Consider the following 19479-nt stretch of genomic DNA (forward strand, 5'->3'; position numbering starts at 1 on the left):
TCCTCCCAGCAGCGCGAAGCTGCCGTACATTTCGCACGATGAATGTGCGCTCATTTTACTTCGCAAACGTCAGCTTGCCCAACATCCGGTTCAGCACCGCGGCGCTCTCGCCTCGCGTTGCATGGGACTTCGGCACGAACCGCTGTCGGTTATCGCCGTTCAGAATACCAAGCCCGCCCAGAACCTGCACCGCTTCCTCGGCCCAAGCACCGATGTGAGCCTCGTCAGCGAAGCGGATTGGCGCAGCGCCGCCTTGCTCGTACCCGGCGTATTCCAGCGCATTATGCGCCATAGCCGCCATCTCTTCGCGCGTAATCGTCCGGTCCGGTCGGAATGTGCCGTCCGAATAACCATTAACGATGCCCGCTTCCACAGCTGCCCGGATCGAACCGGCATGCCAATCGTATACCGATATATCCTGGAAGGAATCCGGTCCCGCAGCAGCACTTAGACCGAGCGCCCTTACAATCAGCGCTGCAAACTCCGCCCGCGTGATCGGAGCATCCGGCACGAAGGCCTGCTCCGAACGTCCGGTAACGATCATCTTGGCAGCGAGCGATTCAACGTCCCCCTTCGACCAGTGGGAAGCGATGTCTGGGAACGTGGCCGTATTCCGGAGAACCAGATAAGTCCCGCTCTCCCGGCTGTAAATATCGACCTGCTGCCCGTTCACTTTGAAAGGCACCGGCGTGTAGCGTCCCTCGTTCAGACGCACCACCGCCAGCGAATTGGCCGGCCCGGTCTGATCCACCGCGACCGAGCGCTTCACGTAAGACGCAAATTCATTCAACTGCGCGGTTTTGCCGCTGGAAGCATGCGCTTCTACAGCGTAGCTCACCGCTTGCAGCGGGCGATAGCCTTGGGCTGCAGCAGCCTTCAACGCGTCGGTATTCTTGGCCACCCGGACAACCAGGCGAATCCCGGCGGTATCTGTCCCCATCTGCTTCGCCAAATCTTGAAGGTCAACCTCCTTCTTCGGCAGATCGAAGCTTCCGAAAGGCGTTTCGACGCTCAGCACCTGGGCGCCCGCTTGGGCAAGCCAAGCTTGCAGAGCCTCATTATCCACCGTAATCGAGGCGGATTGGAAAGGCTGCGTGCTTACGGCCTCGACCGTTACTTTTCCGCCAGCCGGCTGCTTCAACGCATCCTTCAAGGCAGACCCGGTCACCGTGCCGGAAGCTTCTCCATCCTTCACTTGAACCTGCACCTTGACTTTGCCCGGCTCTGCAGGCAATGGCGTGCCCGTACCCGGCGGGTTCACCGGAGGGGTTGCCGGTCCAGGAGAACCCGGTGTGCCTGGATTTCCAGGCTGGCCAGGCTGCCCTGGCTGTCCTGGCTGTCCTGGCTGCCCCGGATCAGGTCCTCCAGGAAGCGGTGCTCCTTTCAAGTCAACGATCCGGCCTTCGACAGCCGAGGTTTTGTCCGTAATCGTACCTACCTTTTTCACATAACCCGAGAAAACCTCATAGTCCGGAAGATAAAGCAGCTTTACGCGCCCTTCCTGATAGGCCTTCTCTAGCGATGCGTAGAAATCGCCGCCCTTGGCGGTAAACGCATTCGTAGCAACCTCGTAAGATTGCTTCGGATCGATCAGCTCATAGCCGTTCTTGCCCTTCACTTCCATGCGGAGCACACGCTCACCGGCCGGTTTTGTGGAATCATAGTAGAACCTCATGCCGGCAATATGCGGGAACCGTCCGTCCTGGGCAGGGATTTTGGACACTCCGTTTTCCAGCGCCTCTTTAATTTCCTGACCGGTCAGGGTGATGGTAACCAGATCGTTGTTGAACGGCAGGACCGTCATGATGTCGCCCATCGTAACCTTGCCGGCTTCGATCGACTCCCGGATGCCTCCGCCGTTCTGCAGCGCGATCACCGCATTCGTTCCCGCTGCCCGCGCCGCATCCAGCATGCCGTCGGCAATCAGGTTTCCAAGATTTGTTTCCTTCGTCCGCACATCGGCCCGGACTCCGTTCAATTTAACCTCCGTATAGCCGACCTCCGTCTGCTTCAATTCCTCTACGCCCGGCTTATATTTCGTATTCAGAAGGTTGAGCGCCTCGGCATCCGGCTGGATCACGTACTGGCCGCTGCTATCTTTTTCATCAACCGAGATCAAGCGGCTGTTCCAATCCTGCAGAACGCCCTCGTCGTCGAACACAACTTCCAGCCTGCCTAGGAATTGACCCTTCTCGCCGGTCTGTACGATCAGCTTCGGCTCGCTGTCCGTACGATCCACGACGGCTTGATCCAGCTTGGTGTGGCTGTGCCCGCCCACGATAATATCGATACCTTCCACGGCCTTGGCCAGGTTTACGTCCACGTCGTAGCCCAAGTGCGACAGCACGACGATTTTGTTAATGCCTTCCTGCCGAAGCATCGCGACGGTATCCTTAGCCTTCTGTACGGCATCGTCAAACGTGACCGGCCCCGGAGAAGCAATGTTCGCCGTGTCTTCGGTGGTCAGGCCGATCAGGCCGACCTCCTGGCCGTCCACTTCCATGATGACCGCCGGATAAATGTTGGCGGCTTTGGCATCCCTCGTAACGCCATCGTTGAATTTCTCCCGAAGCACAGGATCTGCCGAGAAGTTCACATTCGAAGACACGAACGGGAATTTCGCGTTCTCGATGAAGGCGTTCAACACCTCGGATCCCTTGTCGAATTCATGGTTGCCGAAGGTCATCGCATCGTATTGAACCAGATTCATGAACGCCAGATCGGCTTGTCCTTCATATTGATTAAAATAGAGCGTCCCGGAGAATACATCCCCCGCATCCACAAGCAGCGGATTCACCGCTGAAGCCTTCGCTTCTTTAATCGCCGTCACCCGGCGCGCGATGTTGTCAGGCGAGCTGACGGTATCCAGATTCGCATGCGTATCGTTCGTATGCAGAATCGTCAGCGGGAAGCCCGAAGCGGCCTCGCCCGTCAGATCCAGCTGCGCGACCACCGGATCATGGTCGGACACGCGGCCTTTGGAGGCCGGGAAATCGGCGTTAAGATGGACAACGTCAACCTCAGCCGACTTCGTCAGATTCTTGCTGACCAGAATATGGTCAAGCACCTGCGAGTTGCCATCGTACGTATACGTATACCGCTCTCCCGGCGGCAGAATGTCGATCAGATTGTCGAGCTCATTGCCTTTCAGAATCATTCCGGTCTGCGTGAACTGGAAATCATTCAAATCGCCCAGAACGATGATATTCGCGTCAGGATTGCCCTTCAGCACATCCTTGACGAAGCCGTTCACGACAGCCGCAATCTGATGGCGCTGAGCCTCACTGGATAGCAGTGGCGGCTGCGTGCTGCCAAAAGGCCCTTGGTCTCCGGATTTCGAATTGAAGTGATTCGCTACGACGATCACTTTTTCGCCGCGGAATTCGAACTGGGCGGCCAGCGGCTTGCGGGATGCATGGAACGCGCTGTTCTCCGGTTCGATCCGGCCCGGATTGTAGGTAAGCTGATCCGTGGCCGCATCATAGGCAACCGCATCCGTCGAGGAGCCTTTCTTGCCGTTCACGCTCTCCGACAGCATGACGCGGTCGGCGTTATAGAGGAAGCCTACCCGGATATTCGCACCCGGTGCACCGCCATCTTTGTTGTTGACCGGATCGATGTCCGTGAAGCTGTACTCCGGTCCGCCGGCCGCTTTGATCGCTTCGATCAGCGCCCGATAGCTTTGATCGGCCGCCGTCGTGCCGTCATTCTTCTCCCCGTTGTTGTCCTGAACTTCGACGAGACCGATGATGTCGGGGGATTTCAAATGACTCGCGATGGATTCCGCAAGCTTGTTGATCTTGGCGGAGCCCACGCCAGGATAAAAGTTCTCGATATTATAGGTCGCCACGCGCAGCTGGTCATCCTTCACGTCGATCGTGGATACCTCTTGCTCAAAGGAACCGCCTTCGATCGCAGGCAGCCCGTCCTTCGGAGGAATGACCTTGAAATTGCCGCTGTTGTATCCGATCACGCCGATGACGTCCTCGGCAAATGTATCGCCCGTGCTCACTTCCTGCCCCGGATTCCCGTAAGCGATGATCAAGCGCTGCGGGTTGAAGTTGCCCTGCTCCTTCAGCACCAGACCGCCTGCCGGCGTAATGACGTCCGGAACGTTGTTTTCGACACGTGTCGGAATGTTGTAGGTGCCGCTGCTCGTCCAATACGGACTAATAATCGTCGGGTCCGGCAGTCTGACCCGCATCCCTTCAAGCGATTCGTAGAAATCGATGGCGTCTTCTTCCGGATCGAACACCTGGAGTCGATCGTTATCGATAATCGATGCCGGGATCGGCCGTCCTCCCTTGCCCAGCGTAACCGGCTCCGGCAGCGGCTGATTTTCCGAGATAACGGTGAGCGATTGCAGCTCGATCTGGGTTGAGGTCAGATTCGACGAGCTTCCTTCGTTATATTCCGCTACTTTGCCGGTAACGGACACAAGGTCGCCCACCTCTGGCAGCTTGCCGCCCGTCCCGAACACGAAAATCGCATCGGATGTGTTCGGATTATTATCCGGCTCTGCATCCTGGATATAGAAGCCCTTGATGCTGCCATTGGAGAAGGTATAGCCGTATTGCGTAACGATGCCCTCAATGCCCTTCACGGTCTGCCCATTATACGGCGAGGCGTGTCCTTCGCCCTGAATGTCCGCAATGCGCGGCTGCTGTGTCGCCTTGTAAGCAAACTCATACACTTTGCTCACATTCGTGCCAGAGACCACGATGGCCTTGATGGTCATATCGCGATCCACTTGAATCGGCTTGGTGTACAGCGTGCTTGCTGCCGTCGGAGTCGTTCCATCCACCGTATAATAGATGCTGGCTCCAGTCGTCGGACTCGACAGCTCTACCGTGCTTCCGATAATAATCGGGCCTGGCCCCGGGCTTGCGATCACGGAGAACATGTCTTCAATCAAGGCGTCATTGCTTAGCGGGATCAGCTCGTAGATATTGCCGTACTGCTTCACCACGCCCGTTACCCGGCTGAAGGTTTTACCCGGAGCAAGCTTCGACAGACCGGAATAAATGATGAATTCGTGCCCGCCTTGCTCGGCCGTAAACTCGCCCGCCCGATTCTCGGACTTAATGGACACATCCTCCAAATAAACCAGCCTTGCCTCGTAAGCTTCCCCTTTGTCTGCAGCTAGATCCGCTCCGCTAATCCGTACCGCCTGCGGCGATCCGACGTTGCTGTCCGTCACGTTATACGGCAGCAGTGGATGCGGTTTGATCTCTTGCAAATTGTTGTAGATTTCCATCACGCCGGCCACGCTGACCCGATCGCCCACTCCTGCGCCAATCGGATAATCGTAGAGCACGATGCCGGCCGTATCGTCCTGGATATAAGTTTCTCTGCCTTCGATATGTGTGATGATGCCTTCCGTCCAGACGTGTTCGCCTTTAGACTTGGCTCTCGCTTCCGCAACCGATGTTTGCTTCAAAATATCATATTGGAACGACGTTACCGGCCCATCCGGAACGCCTTCCATAGCGGCAAACGCATCGATTCGGGTCGGCTCGTTGATGACGATCGGACCGTCTACGAGCTCAAACCCTCTGCCGGCGTTACCCGAAACGTACACATCCGCATAGACCGAGGCGCCTACCGTAGGCGGGGCCAGCTTAATCTCTGTCCCTGCCGGCCAGGCATTCGGTTCCGGGGAGGCCGTTACCTTGCCTAAGCCGCTGCCGGGATTTCCGGGCGTAGCCTGATATGATTTGTTGCGGGGGTCCGGTGCACCAACGTTGAAATCTTCTGCATTGTTGTCTGTATCCAGTCCCCGATTCCCGGGCTGACCTGCAGGCAATTCTTTCCGGATCGCTGCCTTGTCAGCGGATAACGCAGCCGTCGGATTGCTTTCCGAAGCGTTTGCGGAGCCGTAGCCGATCAGATCGACGCGCTCTCCTGCGGCATTCACCAGATCCACCTTGCCGTTACTTGCGGCTAGGGACATGTTCCCTGTCAGATCGGGCGTTGGAAGAGGCTTCCCTGTATTGCCCCCGCTTTGCTGAATTAATAGATATTGATAAGGCTCAATGCTGCCTGTTAACGAGGTTGTGTTATTAAAGTCACCTGCTGCACTTGCATAACGTACCTTCCAGCCTGTAAGGTCTACGGCCTGTCCCGTAGGGTTGAACAACTCGATGAAATCGTTCGCATAGACCGCCCCGTTGCCCCCGCCGCCCCCATAAACCTGGCTGATGACGACTTGATCATTCCGAGGCGAAGCTTCCGCTACCTGCACGGATCCGAAAGGAACAAGAATACTTACCAGCATTGCAATAGCAAGAAGTACACTGAGCTGTTGTCGGCCCTTCTGGAATCGAATGCGCATTCAGGTATTCACTCCTCAACTCTATTAGATTTTCAGCCTTATTTACTATATATACCAGAATTGTTTTGGCCGATCTAATAGAAAGTGAATCCTATGTAAAAAAACCTCCGTTAGACCCAGCCTTCCAGGCGGAGGTCCTATCGGAGGTTTCTTTTTTCGTCAAAATCTTAGCGCTTGCCTGAGTCGAACGGCTCCCCGACGGCCTTAGGCGCATTGGAGGACTTCGAGAAAATGACCAATGCGATCAAGGTGACCACGTAAGGGAAAATCTTCAGGATCACCGGCGGGATCACGGCCAGCTGCGGAATAACCTGCGAGACGTTCGCCACGGTGCTCGCAAATCCGAAGAAGAACGTTGCCGCCAGAATACCGAACGGCTTCCATTGGCCGAAGATGAGCGAGGCCAGGGCGAGGAAGCCCAAACCTGCGACGTTGCCGGTAAATTCGCCGGAATAGGTCATCAGGATGACGGCACCGCCAAGCCCGGCGAAAGCGCCGGAAATCATGACGCCGACATACCGCATGGCGCGCACCCGAATTCCGGCCGCCTCCGCAGCGTGCGGATGCTCGCCGCAAGCTCTTAAGCGCAGACCGAACGGCGTCTTGTACAGGATAAACGCACTCACCAATAGCAGGATCAGCACGAGCCACGTCGTGATGTAAGTGTTCGTAAAGAACAGATCTCCGATGATCGGAATATCCGACAATAATGGAAAATCAAACGGTCTAAAGCCGCTCGTAATGCGGATGTTGCCGCTCCCCGTAATATTCCGGGCCAGGAAGATCGTCAGCGCCCCCGCAATCATATTGATTGCCGTACCGCTGATGATCTGGTTGGCGCTAAGATTAATGCTCGCAAAGGCGTGAAGGAGCGAGAATAGGGCGCTTGCCGCCGCCGCGGCCAGAAGTCCGACCCACAGCACCCACCAGCTTCCCCCGAACTGCGCCTGCATTTTGGATACGACAAAGGCTCCAATAAAGGAACCGACGATCATCAGTCCATCGAGGCCGATATTCACGACCCCGCTTCGTTCACTGAACAGCGCGCCCAAGGCGGTTATCAACAGCGGGATGGTGAAGACGATGGCATACGGAAAAATCTGTTCAAGCGTTGTCCACATGTTCTCGTTCCCCCTGCTTTTTATTTGCCGCGCTGTGCGGTGCTCTCGGCTTGCGCACTTTCCACTTGCGGATCAGGCGTTCGATCAGAATGCTTGTCGCCGCAAAATAGATGATGATGGCAATAATCGAATCCGCGATCTCCGGCGGAATTTCCGTCATCGCGTTCATGAATCCCCGGCCCGAATACAGCAGGCCGAAGAAGAGCGCGGAGAGCATCACGCCAAGCGGTGCGTTCGCCCCGAGCAGCGCAACGGCAATGCCGTCAAAGCCCTGGCTCGGCAAGACGCCGATCTGAAGGCTCGACGCATTCCCGGCGTACTGCGCCACGCCCGCAAGGCCGGCAATGCCGCCGGCGATGAACATCGACAGCACGATGCTGCGTTTCACCGCAATCCCTGCGTATTCGGCCGAGTGGCGGTTGAATCCGACCGCCTTCAGCTCATAGCCGAGCGTCGTTTTATTGATCAGGAAGGCGACGACCAGAACGGCCACCACCCCGATAAAAAAGCCGAGATTGATGTACGAGCCCTGGAACATATCGCTCAGCCAGGACGCGTGAAGCATCGCCTCCGGCGGGAGCTGACGGGATTCCGTCTCCAGGCTCTCCCCTTTAAAATATCCCGGAATGACGTAGTACACGGTCCAATACGCCGTCCAGTTCATCATGATGGTCGATACGACCTCATGCACGTTGTAACGGGCCTTCAAAATGCCGGGGATCAGCGCCCACAAAGCCCCGCCGATGAATCCGGCCAGCACCATCAGCGTCAGCAGCAGAGCCCGCGGCAGATCCACCGAGAGGCCGACTGCCGTTGCGCAGAAGCCGCCGAACAACATCTGGCCTGCGGCCCCGATGTTGAACAGCCCCGTCCGGAAGGCAAAGGCTACCGACAAGCCCGTCAAGATGAGCGGGGTTGCCGTCGCCAGCGTGTTGCCGATCCGCTCCGGGCTCTTCAGCCCGCCCTGGATCAGGAATTTGTAGCCTTCCACCGGATTGTGGCCGGTCACCGCCATCAGCAGCGCCCCTGCCAGGAGGCCGAAGAGGACGGCCAGCAGTGATTTTATGCTGTTATTCATGCACTGCCCTCCTCTTTATGATACCCGGCCATCATGAGGCCCAGCTCTTGTTCGTTCGTTTCGGAAGCGTTGACCACGCCGACCAGCTCGCCGTTGTTGATGACCGCGATGCGGTCGGACAGGTTCAGCACCTCATCGAGCTCCAATGATACGAGCAGCACCGCTTTTCCTTTGTCCCGCTGCTCCACAAGACGTCGGTGAATATATTCAATCGAGCCGACATCCAAACCCCGCGTCGGCTGAACCGCGATCAGCAGATCCGGATCCCGCTCCACCTCGCGGCCGATGATCGCCTTCTGCTGGTTCCCCCCGGACATGGAGCGGACGATGGAGCGCCCGCCCTCCCCGGAACGGACATCGAAGCTCTGAATGATATGCTCCGCATGCTTGCGGATGGCCGCTCGCTGCAATAGCCCGTTCTTGGAATACGGAGGCCGCTTGTACACTTCCAGAATTAAATTCTCTTCCAGCGTATAATCCAGTACAAGCCCGCGCTTCTGACGATCCTCTGGGATATGCCCGATGCCGCTCTCATTGCGCTGGCGAACGGACAGCCCGGTAATATCCTTTCCATTCAGGATCACACTGCCGCTCTCTGCCTGCCGCAGACCCGTGATAGCCTCTATCAGCTCGGTTTGCCCGTTCCCGTCCACCCCGGCAATGCCGACGATCTCGCCGGCATGCAGCTCAAGCGAGAAGGCTTTAAGCGCATCGACCTTCTTGCTGTTCTTCACGGTCAGCGAGCGAATATCGAGCACCGTTTCGCCCGGTCGACGCTCCTGCTTGTCGACCTTAAAGGAAACGCTGCGGCCGACCATCATCTCGGCCATCGTTTCCCGGCTCGTATCAGCCACATCGACGGTGCCGATCGTCCTACCGCGCCGGATGACGGTGCAGCGGTCAGCCACCGCCTTGATTTCCTTCAGCTTATGGGTGATCAGAATGATCGATTTGCCCTCTTGAACCAAATTTTTCATAATGCCCTGCAGATCCTCGATTTCCTGCGGCGTCAGCACCGCGGTCGGTTCGTCGAAGATCAGCACCTCCGCATCGCGGTACAGCATCTTGAGAATCTCCACTCGCTGCTGCATGCCGACCGAAATGTCCTCGATTTTGGCGTGCGGGTCCACGTTTAAACCGTACCGCTTGGACAACGCCTCCACTCGATTGGCAGCTTTCCTGATATCAAGCATCCCCACTCGGCGCGTCTCGCTGCCCAGTATAATGTTCTCCGTCACGGTGAACGCCTCAACAAGCTTAAAGTGCTGGTGCACCATCCCGATGCCGAGCCTGTTCGCCACGTTCGGATTCGAAATCCGCACTTCCCGGCCGTTGACCTTAATGACTCCGCGGTCGGGCTGGTACATGCCGAACAGAATGCTCATCAGGGTTGACTTTCCCGCGCCGTTCTCACCGAGCAGCGCATGGATCTCCCCTCTCTTCAACTGAAGCGTGATGTCGTCATTGGCCACGATGCCCGGAAATTCCTTGCGGATGCCCACCATCTCGACAACATAGTCCATGGTTTAGCGTCCTCTCCTTCATATTTGGTAGATGCCGTCTGTTGTTTCAATCCTATTCCCACTCACCTTAAAAAAAGACGGAGGGAAGTCCGTCTTTTTCTAACGCATTGCGGTTATCCATTCAAATGTGCCCGGCAACCCCGAGCAGGGCGCTCCCTTGACTATTCGATCAGGTCGCCTTGCTCTGCCGCCACTGTAATTTCGCCGGCTTTGATCTTATTGAACACTTCATCCACTTGCTTGAGAATGTCCTCGCTCAAGTTTGGATTTTCAGCCGGAAGGCCGACGCCGTCATTCTTCGCATCCAGCGTGATCGTCTGACCGCCAGGGAACTTGCCTTCGGTTTCGGCTTTGATCATGTCGTAAGCCGCTTGGTCGATCTTCTTCACTGCGGAAGTCAGGATCACGGATTTGTCGCCTTCATACACGCCGTCTTGATACTGGTCGACGTCAACGCCGACAACCCATACATCGCTGCCGCCTTGCACGCGTGTCTTCGCTTCGTTAATCGCCCCAACGCCAACGCCGCCTGCGGCAGCGAAGATAACATTCACGCCGCGGTCGTACATTTGGGCGGCCAGCTGGCTGCCAGCGGCAACATCATCAAAGGTACCCTGATACACGACATTTTCCTTGTTGATCGTCACCTTCGTGCCCAGGTTGTCATTCGCGTATTTCACGCCTTGCTGGAAGCCCCAGTTGAACTTCTGCACCGGAGGAATTTTCATGCCCCCGATAAAGCCGGCCTGTCCGTCCTTCACATGAAGGGCTGTCGCAACGCCCGCCAGGAAGCCGGACTCCTGCTCGGCGAAGTAGATGGCTACGGTGTTCTCTTTAAGGTCTGGATCCGCATCCGGATTAGGGCGAGGGGATCCGTCGATCAGGACGAATTTTGCGTCCTTATACTTCTCCTGCGCCTTATGCACAGCCGTCTCGAACTTGAAGCCCGGCGTTACGATGAATTTGTATCCGGCATCGTACAGGTTGACGATCTCCTTGGTATAATCGGCTTCCGTCTGTCCAGCAGGCTTCAGGTATTTATACTCCATATTAAAGTCCTTGTTCGCCTTGACAATACCTTCATACGTCCCTTGGTTGAACGATTTGTCGTCAATGGTGCCTGCGTCGGTAACCATCCCGACCTTGAAGTTTGCCTTCGGTGCGTCCGAGCCTGCACCTCCGGTTGGCTCAGATGCTGGCTTGCCGCCGCAGCCCGCGAGCATGGTGACCGATAACGCCAAACTGATTAATGATAAGACCCCTTTTTTCATTAAGGTTGACCCTCCTAGGTTTATATGCCCGAATGGTAGATTCGTGCTATTTACAATATATTAATAATATAGACCGTTTTCAACAAAAATTTGGGTGTTTTTGCCAAAGTACATCTGTAAAGCGGTGAATGGTTTAAGCCTTGGTATATAGCCATTTCATGCGCATTTGAGAGCACCTAAACAGAAAGAGGGCAATAGCTCAGCATTTATAGATAACATAGGGATTACAGAAGGTGTGATGCAACGATAGAGGGAACACCGCAGGTAGGTTCAATAGAAAGAAAAATAGCGTCAAATAGAATGGGTCCCCTCACTGAAAGAGCAGCCCCCTGTGCCGTCCGCATGCAAAGCATAAAAGAGCACCCCTCCCGAGGTGCTCATTCAGTATATATAATGATGCATTCTTTATATGTACGTTTACGGCCAGAGCTGAACCTTCTATTTCCGGCGCTGATGCTTCGTCATCCGGCTGTACGTGATGAACGCGGCAGCGATCATCGCGATGAACCCCAAATTGCTCGCCGACTCCGGCGTCATGCCAAACAAAACGCATAAATTGGTTACCAAGCTGTTCGTCAGCAGCGCCGCCGCAATCAAGATCAACGGCCGCCACACATTATATCCTCTCATCCCCGCAACACTCCTGCCCCCAAGGTCTAATGATGCATCCTGCTTCCAGCATCATGATCTTTCATAAAAACATTATACCATGAATAAGTATGCGCATACATTTTATAAAACGGCCAAATATCAGCTCCGATGTAAAATCTGCAATGAGAGTCACGCAAGAATATTAGATAGCGGTATCCTGATAAAAACAGCCATAACCTGGCCGCTTATCCAAGCCCCCAGCTTATGGCTGTACTTTACGCCAGGCTTTGCCTGAGCTTACCCCAGCTTATGTCCGCAGTTCGGACAAAAGTTCGAGCCCTCGTTCTTCGCTCCGCAGTTGGGACAGAAGTTCGGTTTGCTCTTGCCCTCGGAGGGTGAGGACGCCGGCGGCGGCGATTGGGATTCTCCGCCTGCATGCTGCTTGTCGTTCCGGGCTTGGTCTTGTCCCTCCGCCCTCTCGGGGGCGCGTTGGTCCCGAGTTGGACTGGCATTCATGTTTCGCATCATCTCATTGGCCATATTCATCCCCATCATCATGCCGGCCATATCCGAAGCGGCCCCGCCGCCCTTTATTTTACCTGAAGCGATGCCGTCCGTTATGCTGACCTGCTGGTATTTCTGAAGGTTGCCGATCATTTCATGGGATGCCGTCTTGGTGATCATCTCTTGGATTTCGGCCGGATAATTGAAGCTCATGACCTGGAAGCCGGTGATAGAGATTCCATTGTCCATCACTTCCATATCCAGGTCCTCCCGGATGCCTTTGGCGATCTCGGAGGCATTCGCCTGAAGATTGAACATGTTCTTGCCTTCACGGCTGATCCATTTCATCAGGAGCTGATCCAAAACGGACGTAATGCGGATTTTAACGTCCTCCACCAGGTAGCTCTCCCGCATGCCCGCGATCTTGTCGATCAACGTCACATAATCGGTGACTTTGAAATTGAAGGTGCCGTTGGCCCGGATCGGCATGCCGCCCGGAAGCTGGGGCGTCGGAATCAGAACCGGATTTTGCGTTCCCCACCGGACGGTAAACTCCTTCGTGTTGACGAACAGAACCTCTACCCGCATACCGCTGTTGAACCCGAACCGAAAGCCCTTCAGCGTGGACAGAAACGGAATGATGTCCGAATCGATACTGTACTCGCCCTCATCTTCAAAGATCCCTTCAATCTTGCCGTTGTTCACAAATATGGCGTCTTGGCCGGCGCGAATGATCAGCTTGCTGCCTTTCTTGATCTCCCGGTTGCTCCACTTCCAAAAAATCATATCATCTCTAAACTCTTCCCATTCCACCACGTTGGAGAATTGATTTCTGAAAAACCCCATGCTACGATTCCATCCCTTCCTTTAGAATTTCCCACGGCTGCTGCTATGCGAATGGCCGCCGCTCGTTACGCCTCCGCCGGAGCTGCCTCCATCATTTTTGGGTATCTCCCGTCTTGTTGTCGTCGTTCGGATGTACCGGTCTTCCTGATCAATGATGCCCGAGGTGCTTACATCCTCATAAGTCCGGCGATTGACCGTCACCCGGCCGCCGGCGCGGTACGTCATCAGGCCGACGGCCAATCCGCCGATCAGGACAGCCCCGCCGAGCTGAACCCATATATTGAACAGCGGATTATCGGGATTGAATCCCGGCTCATAGCCCATGTATTCATGCGCGGATATAATGTAGGCTTCGAATGCTTTCTTATACTCTCCGTCCGATAAGTCGTCCGTGATCTTGCGGCGAATTTTATCCAGCCGGTTACGGTCGAGGTATTCCTCGGCTTTGTAATATCCTTGCAATTCCACATCGCGGTTGCGCATATCCAGCCCCAAAATGACGGCGTTGCCGTGTGGCCTGTCATACCCGGGCGCATACGCATCATAAAAATCCTCAATCAATATCTCGATATCCACATTGTCCGGATTGTCCGTAGTAATAATGATAAAGTCGGTCTCCCGTTCGGCTCCGTACTCGCGGGCCAAGGCGCTGAGCTCCTCATACTCCTGCGAACTCAAAAGCCCGGCGTCATCAAAGATGAGCGGCTTGGCCTCGGCAGCAGCGGCTGCCGTTCGATGCGGCATCATAAGGAATACCGCCAGCATCATGATCCATCCCAGTCCTAGCATCGACCGTCGTCTTCTCACCAGAACCCACCTCCCATCATCCAGGCGATCAGCTTCAAGGACAAGAACGACACGCCGGATATCCCGGCGAACCACGCGGCAATCTTCGCCTTGCTGAGCGGCGGCCTGCCCACCACCTTGCCCGTTTGACCGTTCATGGCGAACGTGTACACGGTTTTGTTGTAGTCGTAATGCACCATCCATACCGGAAGAAGGACGTAATCCGCTTTTTTCATCGTGGTATCAATCTGCTTATTGGTGTAATTAACCGTTGTATATCCGGCGACTGCAGACGAAATAGCCGCATCGATGTAGCTGCGAACCTTCTCTTTGGCCCGAGGAAGAAGCTCCTGATCGTTGTAGCTGTATTTTTCCGCCAAGTATCCGGCAAGATACGGGGTTTTGAATTCCTTCAGCTGCTCGTAAGGAAATGGCTCCAGCTTATCCATCAGCTCATCGTCCATTTTCGCCGATGCATCGAGCGGAAGCTTCGTGTAGTTCAAGCGCATCTTCCGGTAAATCTCGTAATGCTGCGTTTCGGTATACTCGTAATTACCTTGCGTATATGTTCTTACCTTCGTCGCGTGCCCGTGCACTTCAACCCGGTTATGCAGCTCATATAACCAGAACGGCACATACATCCCGGTTAAGCTCTTGATTCGGTTGGCGTTCATGAACCCCCGCGGGGTGAGAAGTCCGTTTCTGCACCATTTTCGAAAAGCCTTGATCGCTTCCTCCTTGCTAATGGAAAATGGAATGACCATCGCCGGAGCAAGCTCTCCGCTCAGTCGATCAGCGAGCACGACCGCGGAGCCGCAATAACTGCAGCTCGTCGCGCTGGTCTCCGCATCCGTCATGATCACGGCTCCGCAGCTGCCGCAGTGGTATTCCTTGACTTCGCCCTCCGTAAACACCTGCTGCTTCATCGGATCGGGGAGCTGCTCAATATGTTCTTGGTTCCCGCAGCCCGGGCAAGACAGCGTTCCCGTCGCCGCATCAAAGCTCATCCCGCTGCCGCAGTACGGACATTTGTATTCAATTACCGGCATCGGATCACCTCAATTCCCATCAGGCCATTACTCCTTCTGCTTCGATCGATCGCTGCGATCATCCGGGGCTGCTTCCGGATTTGCTGCCGCCTGGCTATCATCGCTGCGTCGCTTCATCTGCTCCTCAAGCTCCGCCATCAGCTCATCCAAATCGTCTTCCTTCTTCGATCCGGCCCGGAGCTCCGCGAGTGCCAGCGCCTCGTCCAGAGCCCGGTTCGCTTTCTCCTCCATCGATTGGAATGCCCCACCGACATTGCCTCGGGAAGAGCCGCTCTCGCTTAAGCGCTGCTGATGCCTCGCTTCGGCCATTTTCCCTTTGAGCTCCCTCCGTCTTGCTTCGAGCCGCTCCATATCCGCAGCAAGCTTATCCTGCATTTGCTTCATGCTCGCCGCATCGGAAGCTGCCTGCTCATAAGCCTGCTGCAACTCGTCGAGCTTCACGGCCGCCTCCGCCTTACGCTCCAGGAATTTGCGGGCATCGGCTTCATTTCCTGCCTCCGCTGCCTTCTCGGCATACCGCTGCAGCTTGGCGACCTCCGTAATGCGCTCATCCAGCGCCCGCTTGGCCCGCCGCTCCTCCGCAAGCAATGAGGACGTCTCCGCCTTCACCTGACCCAAGTCGCTGTGCAAGCTGCGCGTATATTCATCAATCGTCTTCTCCGGATCATCCGACCGATCCAGCAAAGCGTTCACATTTACTCGCATAATATCGGTAAATCTCGACAACATTCCCATGGACATATTCCTCCTTGGCAACTTTGTTTATCTAATAATACCGGAATTCATCCGGAGGGGTTTCATAACTCGATATTTCATGGCATGTTTTCCGAAAATTTACATTGGTAATCGGGAGGTAGTTAGGCGGGGACTTCACTAGTGGTTTATATTGATGGGTAGAACAAATGTCTATCATGGTCGAATGTTGAGTATTTCGAGGAAATTTGACGAAGGAATTGTTATTGAGACAAATTGGACAAAAGGTTATCCAGCGTCTAGCTTTAAGGATTATTACTGGTTGAAGGAGGAGTTTAGGCCTTGTGCATAGGTTATTCATTCAGGTTTCCCCATTAAAATAAGTCTATATTGTATTCGTTGGCCCCTCATCCCTAAGTATTCTTCACTGCCTTTTCGACTTATTTCTATGAAACCTAAGTTCTCAAGCATTTTTCTGGAACGAGCATTGGCCTCGTGGGTTTCAGCGTTAAAAATTGAAATTCCTAACTTCTTCGATGCATATTCCATCATACACATTGCCGAAGCAGATCCAATCCCTTGCCCCCACAGCCTGCTCTCACCAATGGCAATGCCCAGTTCAGCGGTATTACCTTTAGCACAGGCCATATCGGCATATCCAATTATTTTCCCGTTCAACGTGATTCCCATTCGAATAAAATCTTCGGCAGGATGATTTACGCAATTGTGCCACCATTTATATAATTCTTCAGAGCTTCTGTCGATTTCCCATCCATTTGCTTCGCAGAAGGAGTCATCCTTGCTCCATGCTAAGACATTTACAAAATCATCCAGGGTAATCGGCCGTATGTTAATCCACTGGAAAAGGTTGCTTTGGCCATCCATTCGCGTTCCCCCTCTACATATAAAGATTGAACATTGGCCGGTAAACACCAGCCGTTGTTAGTACAAATGATAATAGGAATTCGGGTGGGCGCCAACACCGCAATTAAAAACAAAAAAACAGCCGCCCCTCAACGAGGGACGGCTGTTGAACGCTGTTTACATCTGGGCGCCTGTTTGGTAACTGAGAAGCTGCCGGAAGGTGCCCTTCTGATCCTGTGACAGCTGCTGATAGCCTCCTTGCTGGATAATTCGCCCTTGCTCCATCACGATAACCTGATCGGCATGGCGGATCGTAGACAGCCGATGGGCGATCACGATAATGGTCATGCTTCCTTTCAGCTGCTCCAGCGCCTCCTGGATCCGCCGCTCATTCTCGCTGTCCAGCGCGCTTGTCGCTTCATCCAGCACAAGAATCGAGGGCCGCTTCAAGATCGCTCTTGCCAGGACGATCCGCTGTCGCTCTCCGCCGGACAAGCGCACGCCGCGGTCGCCAATGACCGTGTCAAGCCCCTGCGGAAGCCTTCGCACGAACTCGTCCGACGCCGAAAACCTCAACGCTTCCCACAGCTCATCATCCGATGCCTCGGGAGCGGTCAGCTTCAGGTTATCCCGGATGCTCTCATTGAAGAGAAACGGGTCCTGCGCCACATAACCGATGCTCCCCCGGAGCGACAGAAGCTGACGTTCGTCCCCAATAGACACGCCGTCCGCCAGAACCTGCCCGCTCTCCGGCTGGATCAACCCCATGAGCAGATCGATCAGGGTGCTCTTGCCCGCGCCGGATTTGCCGACGATGGCCGTCATGCGGCGGGCCGGAATATGTAAGTTGATGCCCCGCAAAGCGTAGGTCGGATTAGAAGCGTCATATCGGTAATCGACATCGCTGCACGTAATGCCCTGCTGCAGGTGCAGCCGCTCGCCATCCGGAACTCCAGCCGTTCCGGCAAGCTCCCGGTCTGCCTCATATTCCGCTTGCAGTTCGCGTATTGCCCGAAAAGCCGGGAAATTCGAAGCAAGCTGCTCGGTGCTGGTTTGAATACTGATAAATCTTGGCCACAACCGCGAGAAAATAAGCACAATCATCAGCAGCTGTTCGACCGGGGTGCGAAGCACCTCCAGGGCAAGGTATACGAACCCGGCAACGAGGATGACGGATGAAAGACGGTAGATGAGCTGGGACAGGGAGTTCACTTTATTGAATTGGATAAAGTTCCGCTCCATTTTTCGCGACAGCCTGTCAAACCAATCCATATGGGACGGCTCCAGACGGTTGCTCTTAATATCCTTAATGCCGCTGAAATGCTCGCTGATGCCGGCAAAATAATACTTTGAAAGCTCGGTCGTCTGCTCGCCGATCCGCTTCGAGCTGCGGATGAACTTGCGCCCGAACAGGGCGAGGCCCCCTCCGCTTACCAGCACGATGAGGGTTAACAACGGAGCCAGCCACAGGGCAAGGCCAATCTGAATGATCGTGAACAACAACGATGAGATCATTTGGAAGAACAGAAAGGTGCCTTGATTCACGCGCCCAAGCTCATTGGTCATGACATGATTGAAATCCGATTTGCGGTGGCGGAGAAAAAACTCCCATTTTGCATGCAGCAATCCCTGGTACGTCTCCATTCGCAGCTTGCGGATAAATCGCTGCAGGATCTTGGCGTTTAGCAAGGTCTGGCTTCGCTGCAGCAGGGCCTGCCCGCCCACAATCACGACATAGATGCCCAGCACCACCGGCAAATTGAGCTGCAGGGACCACGCATCCGCAAGATCCGTCAAGGTCGAGACGAGCGGGACTCCGTTCAGATCGGTCTGAAATACGCCGATCACGCCGAGAAGCGGGACGATCAGGTAGATGCCGATACCGTCCAGGATGCTGATGACCAGGATCATGCACATATTAAGGTAGAGCTTAAACCCGGCCGTCCCGTGCATTTTTCGGATAAAATAAAAGAGATCCTTCAATGTAAAAACTCCTTACCGGATGACCGATTAAAGTTCAACTCCTCGGCCCGCATCTCCTTGCCGAATATTCCGACGATGGCATACTTCTCATGCCCTTCTTTGCCCGTAACGATGTAGGATCCGCTGCGGAGCCAGGCGTGCGCCACCATTTGTCCCTGCTCATCCCGCCCGCTCCCTAAATAGAGCGTATGCGGAATGCTTCTTCGCTCCAGCATTTTCATGGCGGCAACGGCTTTGACCAAGCACTGGCTTTCCCACCACGTGACTCGACTCATCGCATGTACGGCTCTGGAGATTTGACGCAGCTGCTTCAGCTCCTCCTCCGAGCAGGTATACGGCGTTTCCTTCATAAATTGGCCCAGGGAGGGGGCCACCCTTGCGAAGGGCAGCTGCTTGAACACTCTCCCCCAAGCCAGGTAAACATAGGCTTCGATGAACATCAGCTTCATCGCAACGGGAAAAGACATATACGTCCTTATTTTCCGGTACAGACTCATCAGGCCTTCTTCACCTGCACTAGCCCTTCATCGGCGAGCTGCCGCAAAAACCGCTGTACCTGCTGCTCGCACGCATCCGGTTCGATATCGTATTCCGCAACTAGCTTCTCCACCATACCGCCGACCGTAATCGGCGTAGACGCCAGCTCCCAGATCCGGCCGCCAATCCGGCCCAGGTTGTAGTACTTGCCATTATCGATACTCAGCATAACCTTCTCGCCGTCCATATCACTGACCAGAAAGCCTTCGGACTGCATGATCAGTACCTCATCCGTAATGAATTCCGTGCTCATGGGAAGAACCTCCTATTTGGGATAAATCCACTCATTTTTTTACAAA

General features: G+C 54.8%; 14 protein-coding genes. All 14 read right to left on the reverse strand.

Annotated elements, in window-relative coordinates; genetic code table 11:
* Window positions 1–55 precede the first annotated feature (55 nt).
* The gene (locus tag BBD41_RS12735; RefSeq protein WP_099477805.1) at window positions 56–6334 is read right to left on the reverse strand and encodes a 5'-nucleotidase C-terminal domain-containing protein; all 6279 of its coding nucleotides are present in this window, start codon (window positions 6332–6334) and stop codon (window positions 56–58) included.
* Between the two features lie 167 nt (window positions 6335–6501).
* On the reverse strand, window positions 6502–7455 hold the full coding sequence (locus BBD41_RS12740) for an ABC transporter permease (protein ID WP_077570312.1): 954 nt from the start codon (window positions 7453–7455) through the stop codon (window positions 6502–6504).
* Entirely contained in the window at window positions 7439–8533 is a 1095-nt protein-coding gene (locus BBD41_RS12745) for an ABC transporter permease (RefSeq protein ID WP_099477806.1), read from the reverse strand. Before BBD41_RS12745 ends, BBD41_RS12740 begins: the two co-directional genes overlap by 17 nt.
* Window positions 8530–10056, reverse strand: coding sequence for an ABC transporter ATP-binding protein (locus tag BBD41_RS12750; RefSeq protein WP_099477807.1), 1527 nt, complete (start codon window positions 10054–10056; stop codon window positions 8530–8532). Before BBD41_RS12750 ends, BBD41_RS12745 begins: the two co-directional genes overlap by 4 nt.
* 161 nt (window positions 10057–10217) lie before the next feature.
* Window positions 10218–11327: a BMP family lipoprotein gene (locus BBD41_RS12755; RefSeq protein ID WP_099477808.1), complete on the reverse strand. Its 1110-nt coding sequence runs from the start codon at window positions 11325–11327 to the stop codon at window positions 10218–10220.
* A 438-nt stretch (window positions 11328–11765) separates the two neighbouring features.
* Entirely contained in the window at window positions 11766–11957 is a 192-nt protein-coding gene (locus tag BBD41_RS12760; protein WP_099477809.1) for a hypothetical protein, read from the reverse strand.
* Window positions 11958–12215: 258 nt separating this feature from the next.
* Window positions 12216–13268 carry an SPFH domain-containing protein gene (locus BBD41_RS12765; protein WP_077570322.1) on the reverse strand — a complete coding sequence of 351 codons (1053 nt, stop codon included), beginning with the start codon at window positions 13266–13268 and terminating at the stop codon, window positions 12216–12218.
* Between the two features lie 21 nt (window positions 13269–13289).
* Window positions 13290–14075 (reverse strand): TPM domain-containing protein, encoded by a 786-nt coding sequence (locus BBD41_RS12770; RefSeq protein WP_099477810.1) that lies wholly within the window; start codon window positions 14073–14075, stop codon window positions 13290–13292.
* Window positions 14072–15103: a TFIIB-type zinc ribbon-containing protein gene (locus BBD41_RS12775; RefSeq protein WP_099477811.1), complete on the reverse strand. Its 1032-nt coding sequence runs from the start codon at window positions 15101–15103 to the stop codon at window positions 14072–14074. Before BBD41_RS12775 ends, BBD41_RS12770 begins: the two co-directional genes overlap by 4 nt.
* Window positions 15104–15130: 27 nt before the next feature.
* The gene (locus tag BBD41_RS12780) at window positions 15131–15838 is read right to left on the reverse strand and encodes a PspA/IM30 family protein (protein ID WP_099477812.1); all 708 of its coding nucleotides are present in this window, start codon (window positions 15836–15838) and stop codon (window positions 15131–15133) included.
* A gap of 315 nt (window positions 15839–16153) precedes the next feature.
* Complete coding sequence (locus BBD41_RS12785) at window positions 16154–16681, reverse strand: GNAT family N-acetyltransferase (protein ID WP_099477813.1); 528 nt, start codon at window positions 16679–16681, stop codon at window positions 16154–16156.
* A 156-nt stretch (window positions 16682–16837) separates the two neighbouring features.
* Complete coding sequence (locus BBD41_RS12790) at window positions 16838–18643, reverse strand: ABC transporter ATP-binding protein (RefSeq protein ID WP_099477814.1); 1806 nt, start codon at window positions 18641–18643, stop codon at window positions 16838–16840.
* Window positions 18640–19140, reverse strand: a complete 501-nt coding sequence (locus BBD41_RS12795) for a lasso peptide biosynthesis B2 protein (RefSeq protein ID WP_077570332.1) — start codon at window positions 19138–19140, stop codon at window positions 18640–18642. Before BBD41_RS12795 ends, BBD41_RS12790 begins: the two co-directional genes overlap by 4 nt.
* Complete coding sequence (locus BBD41_RS12800; protein ID WP_099477815.1) at window positions 19140–19433, reverse strand: lasso peptide biosynthesis PqqD family chaperone; 294 nt, start codon at window positions 19431–19433, stop codon at window positions 19140–19142. The genes BBD41_RS12795 and BBD41_RS12800 overlap by 1 nt, the downstream gene beginning before the upstream one ends.
* Between the last annotated feature and the right edge of the window lie 46 nt (window positions 19434–19479).

It is taken from the genome of Paenibacillus ihbetae (assembly GCF_002741055.1).
GTDB classification, from domain to species: domain Bacteria; phylum Bacillota; class Bacilli; order Paenibacillales; family Paenibacillaceae; genus Paenibacillus_AQ; species Paenibacillus_AQ ihbetae.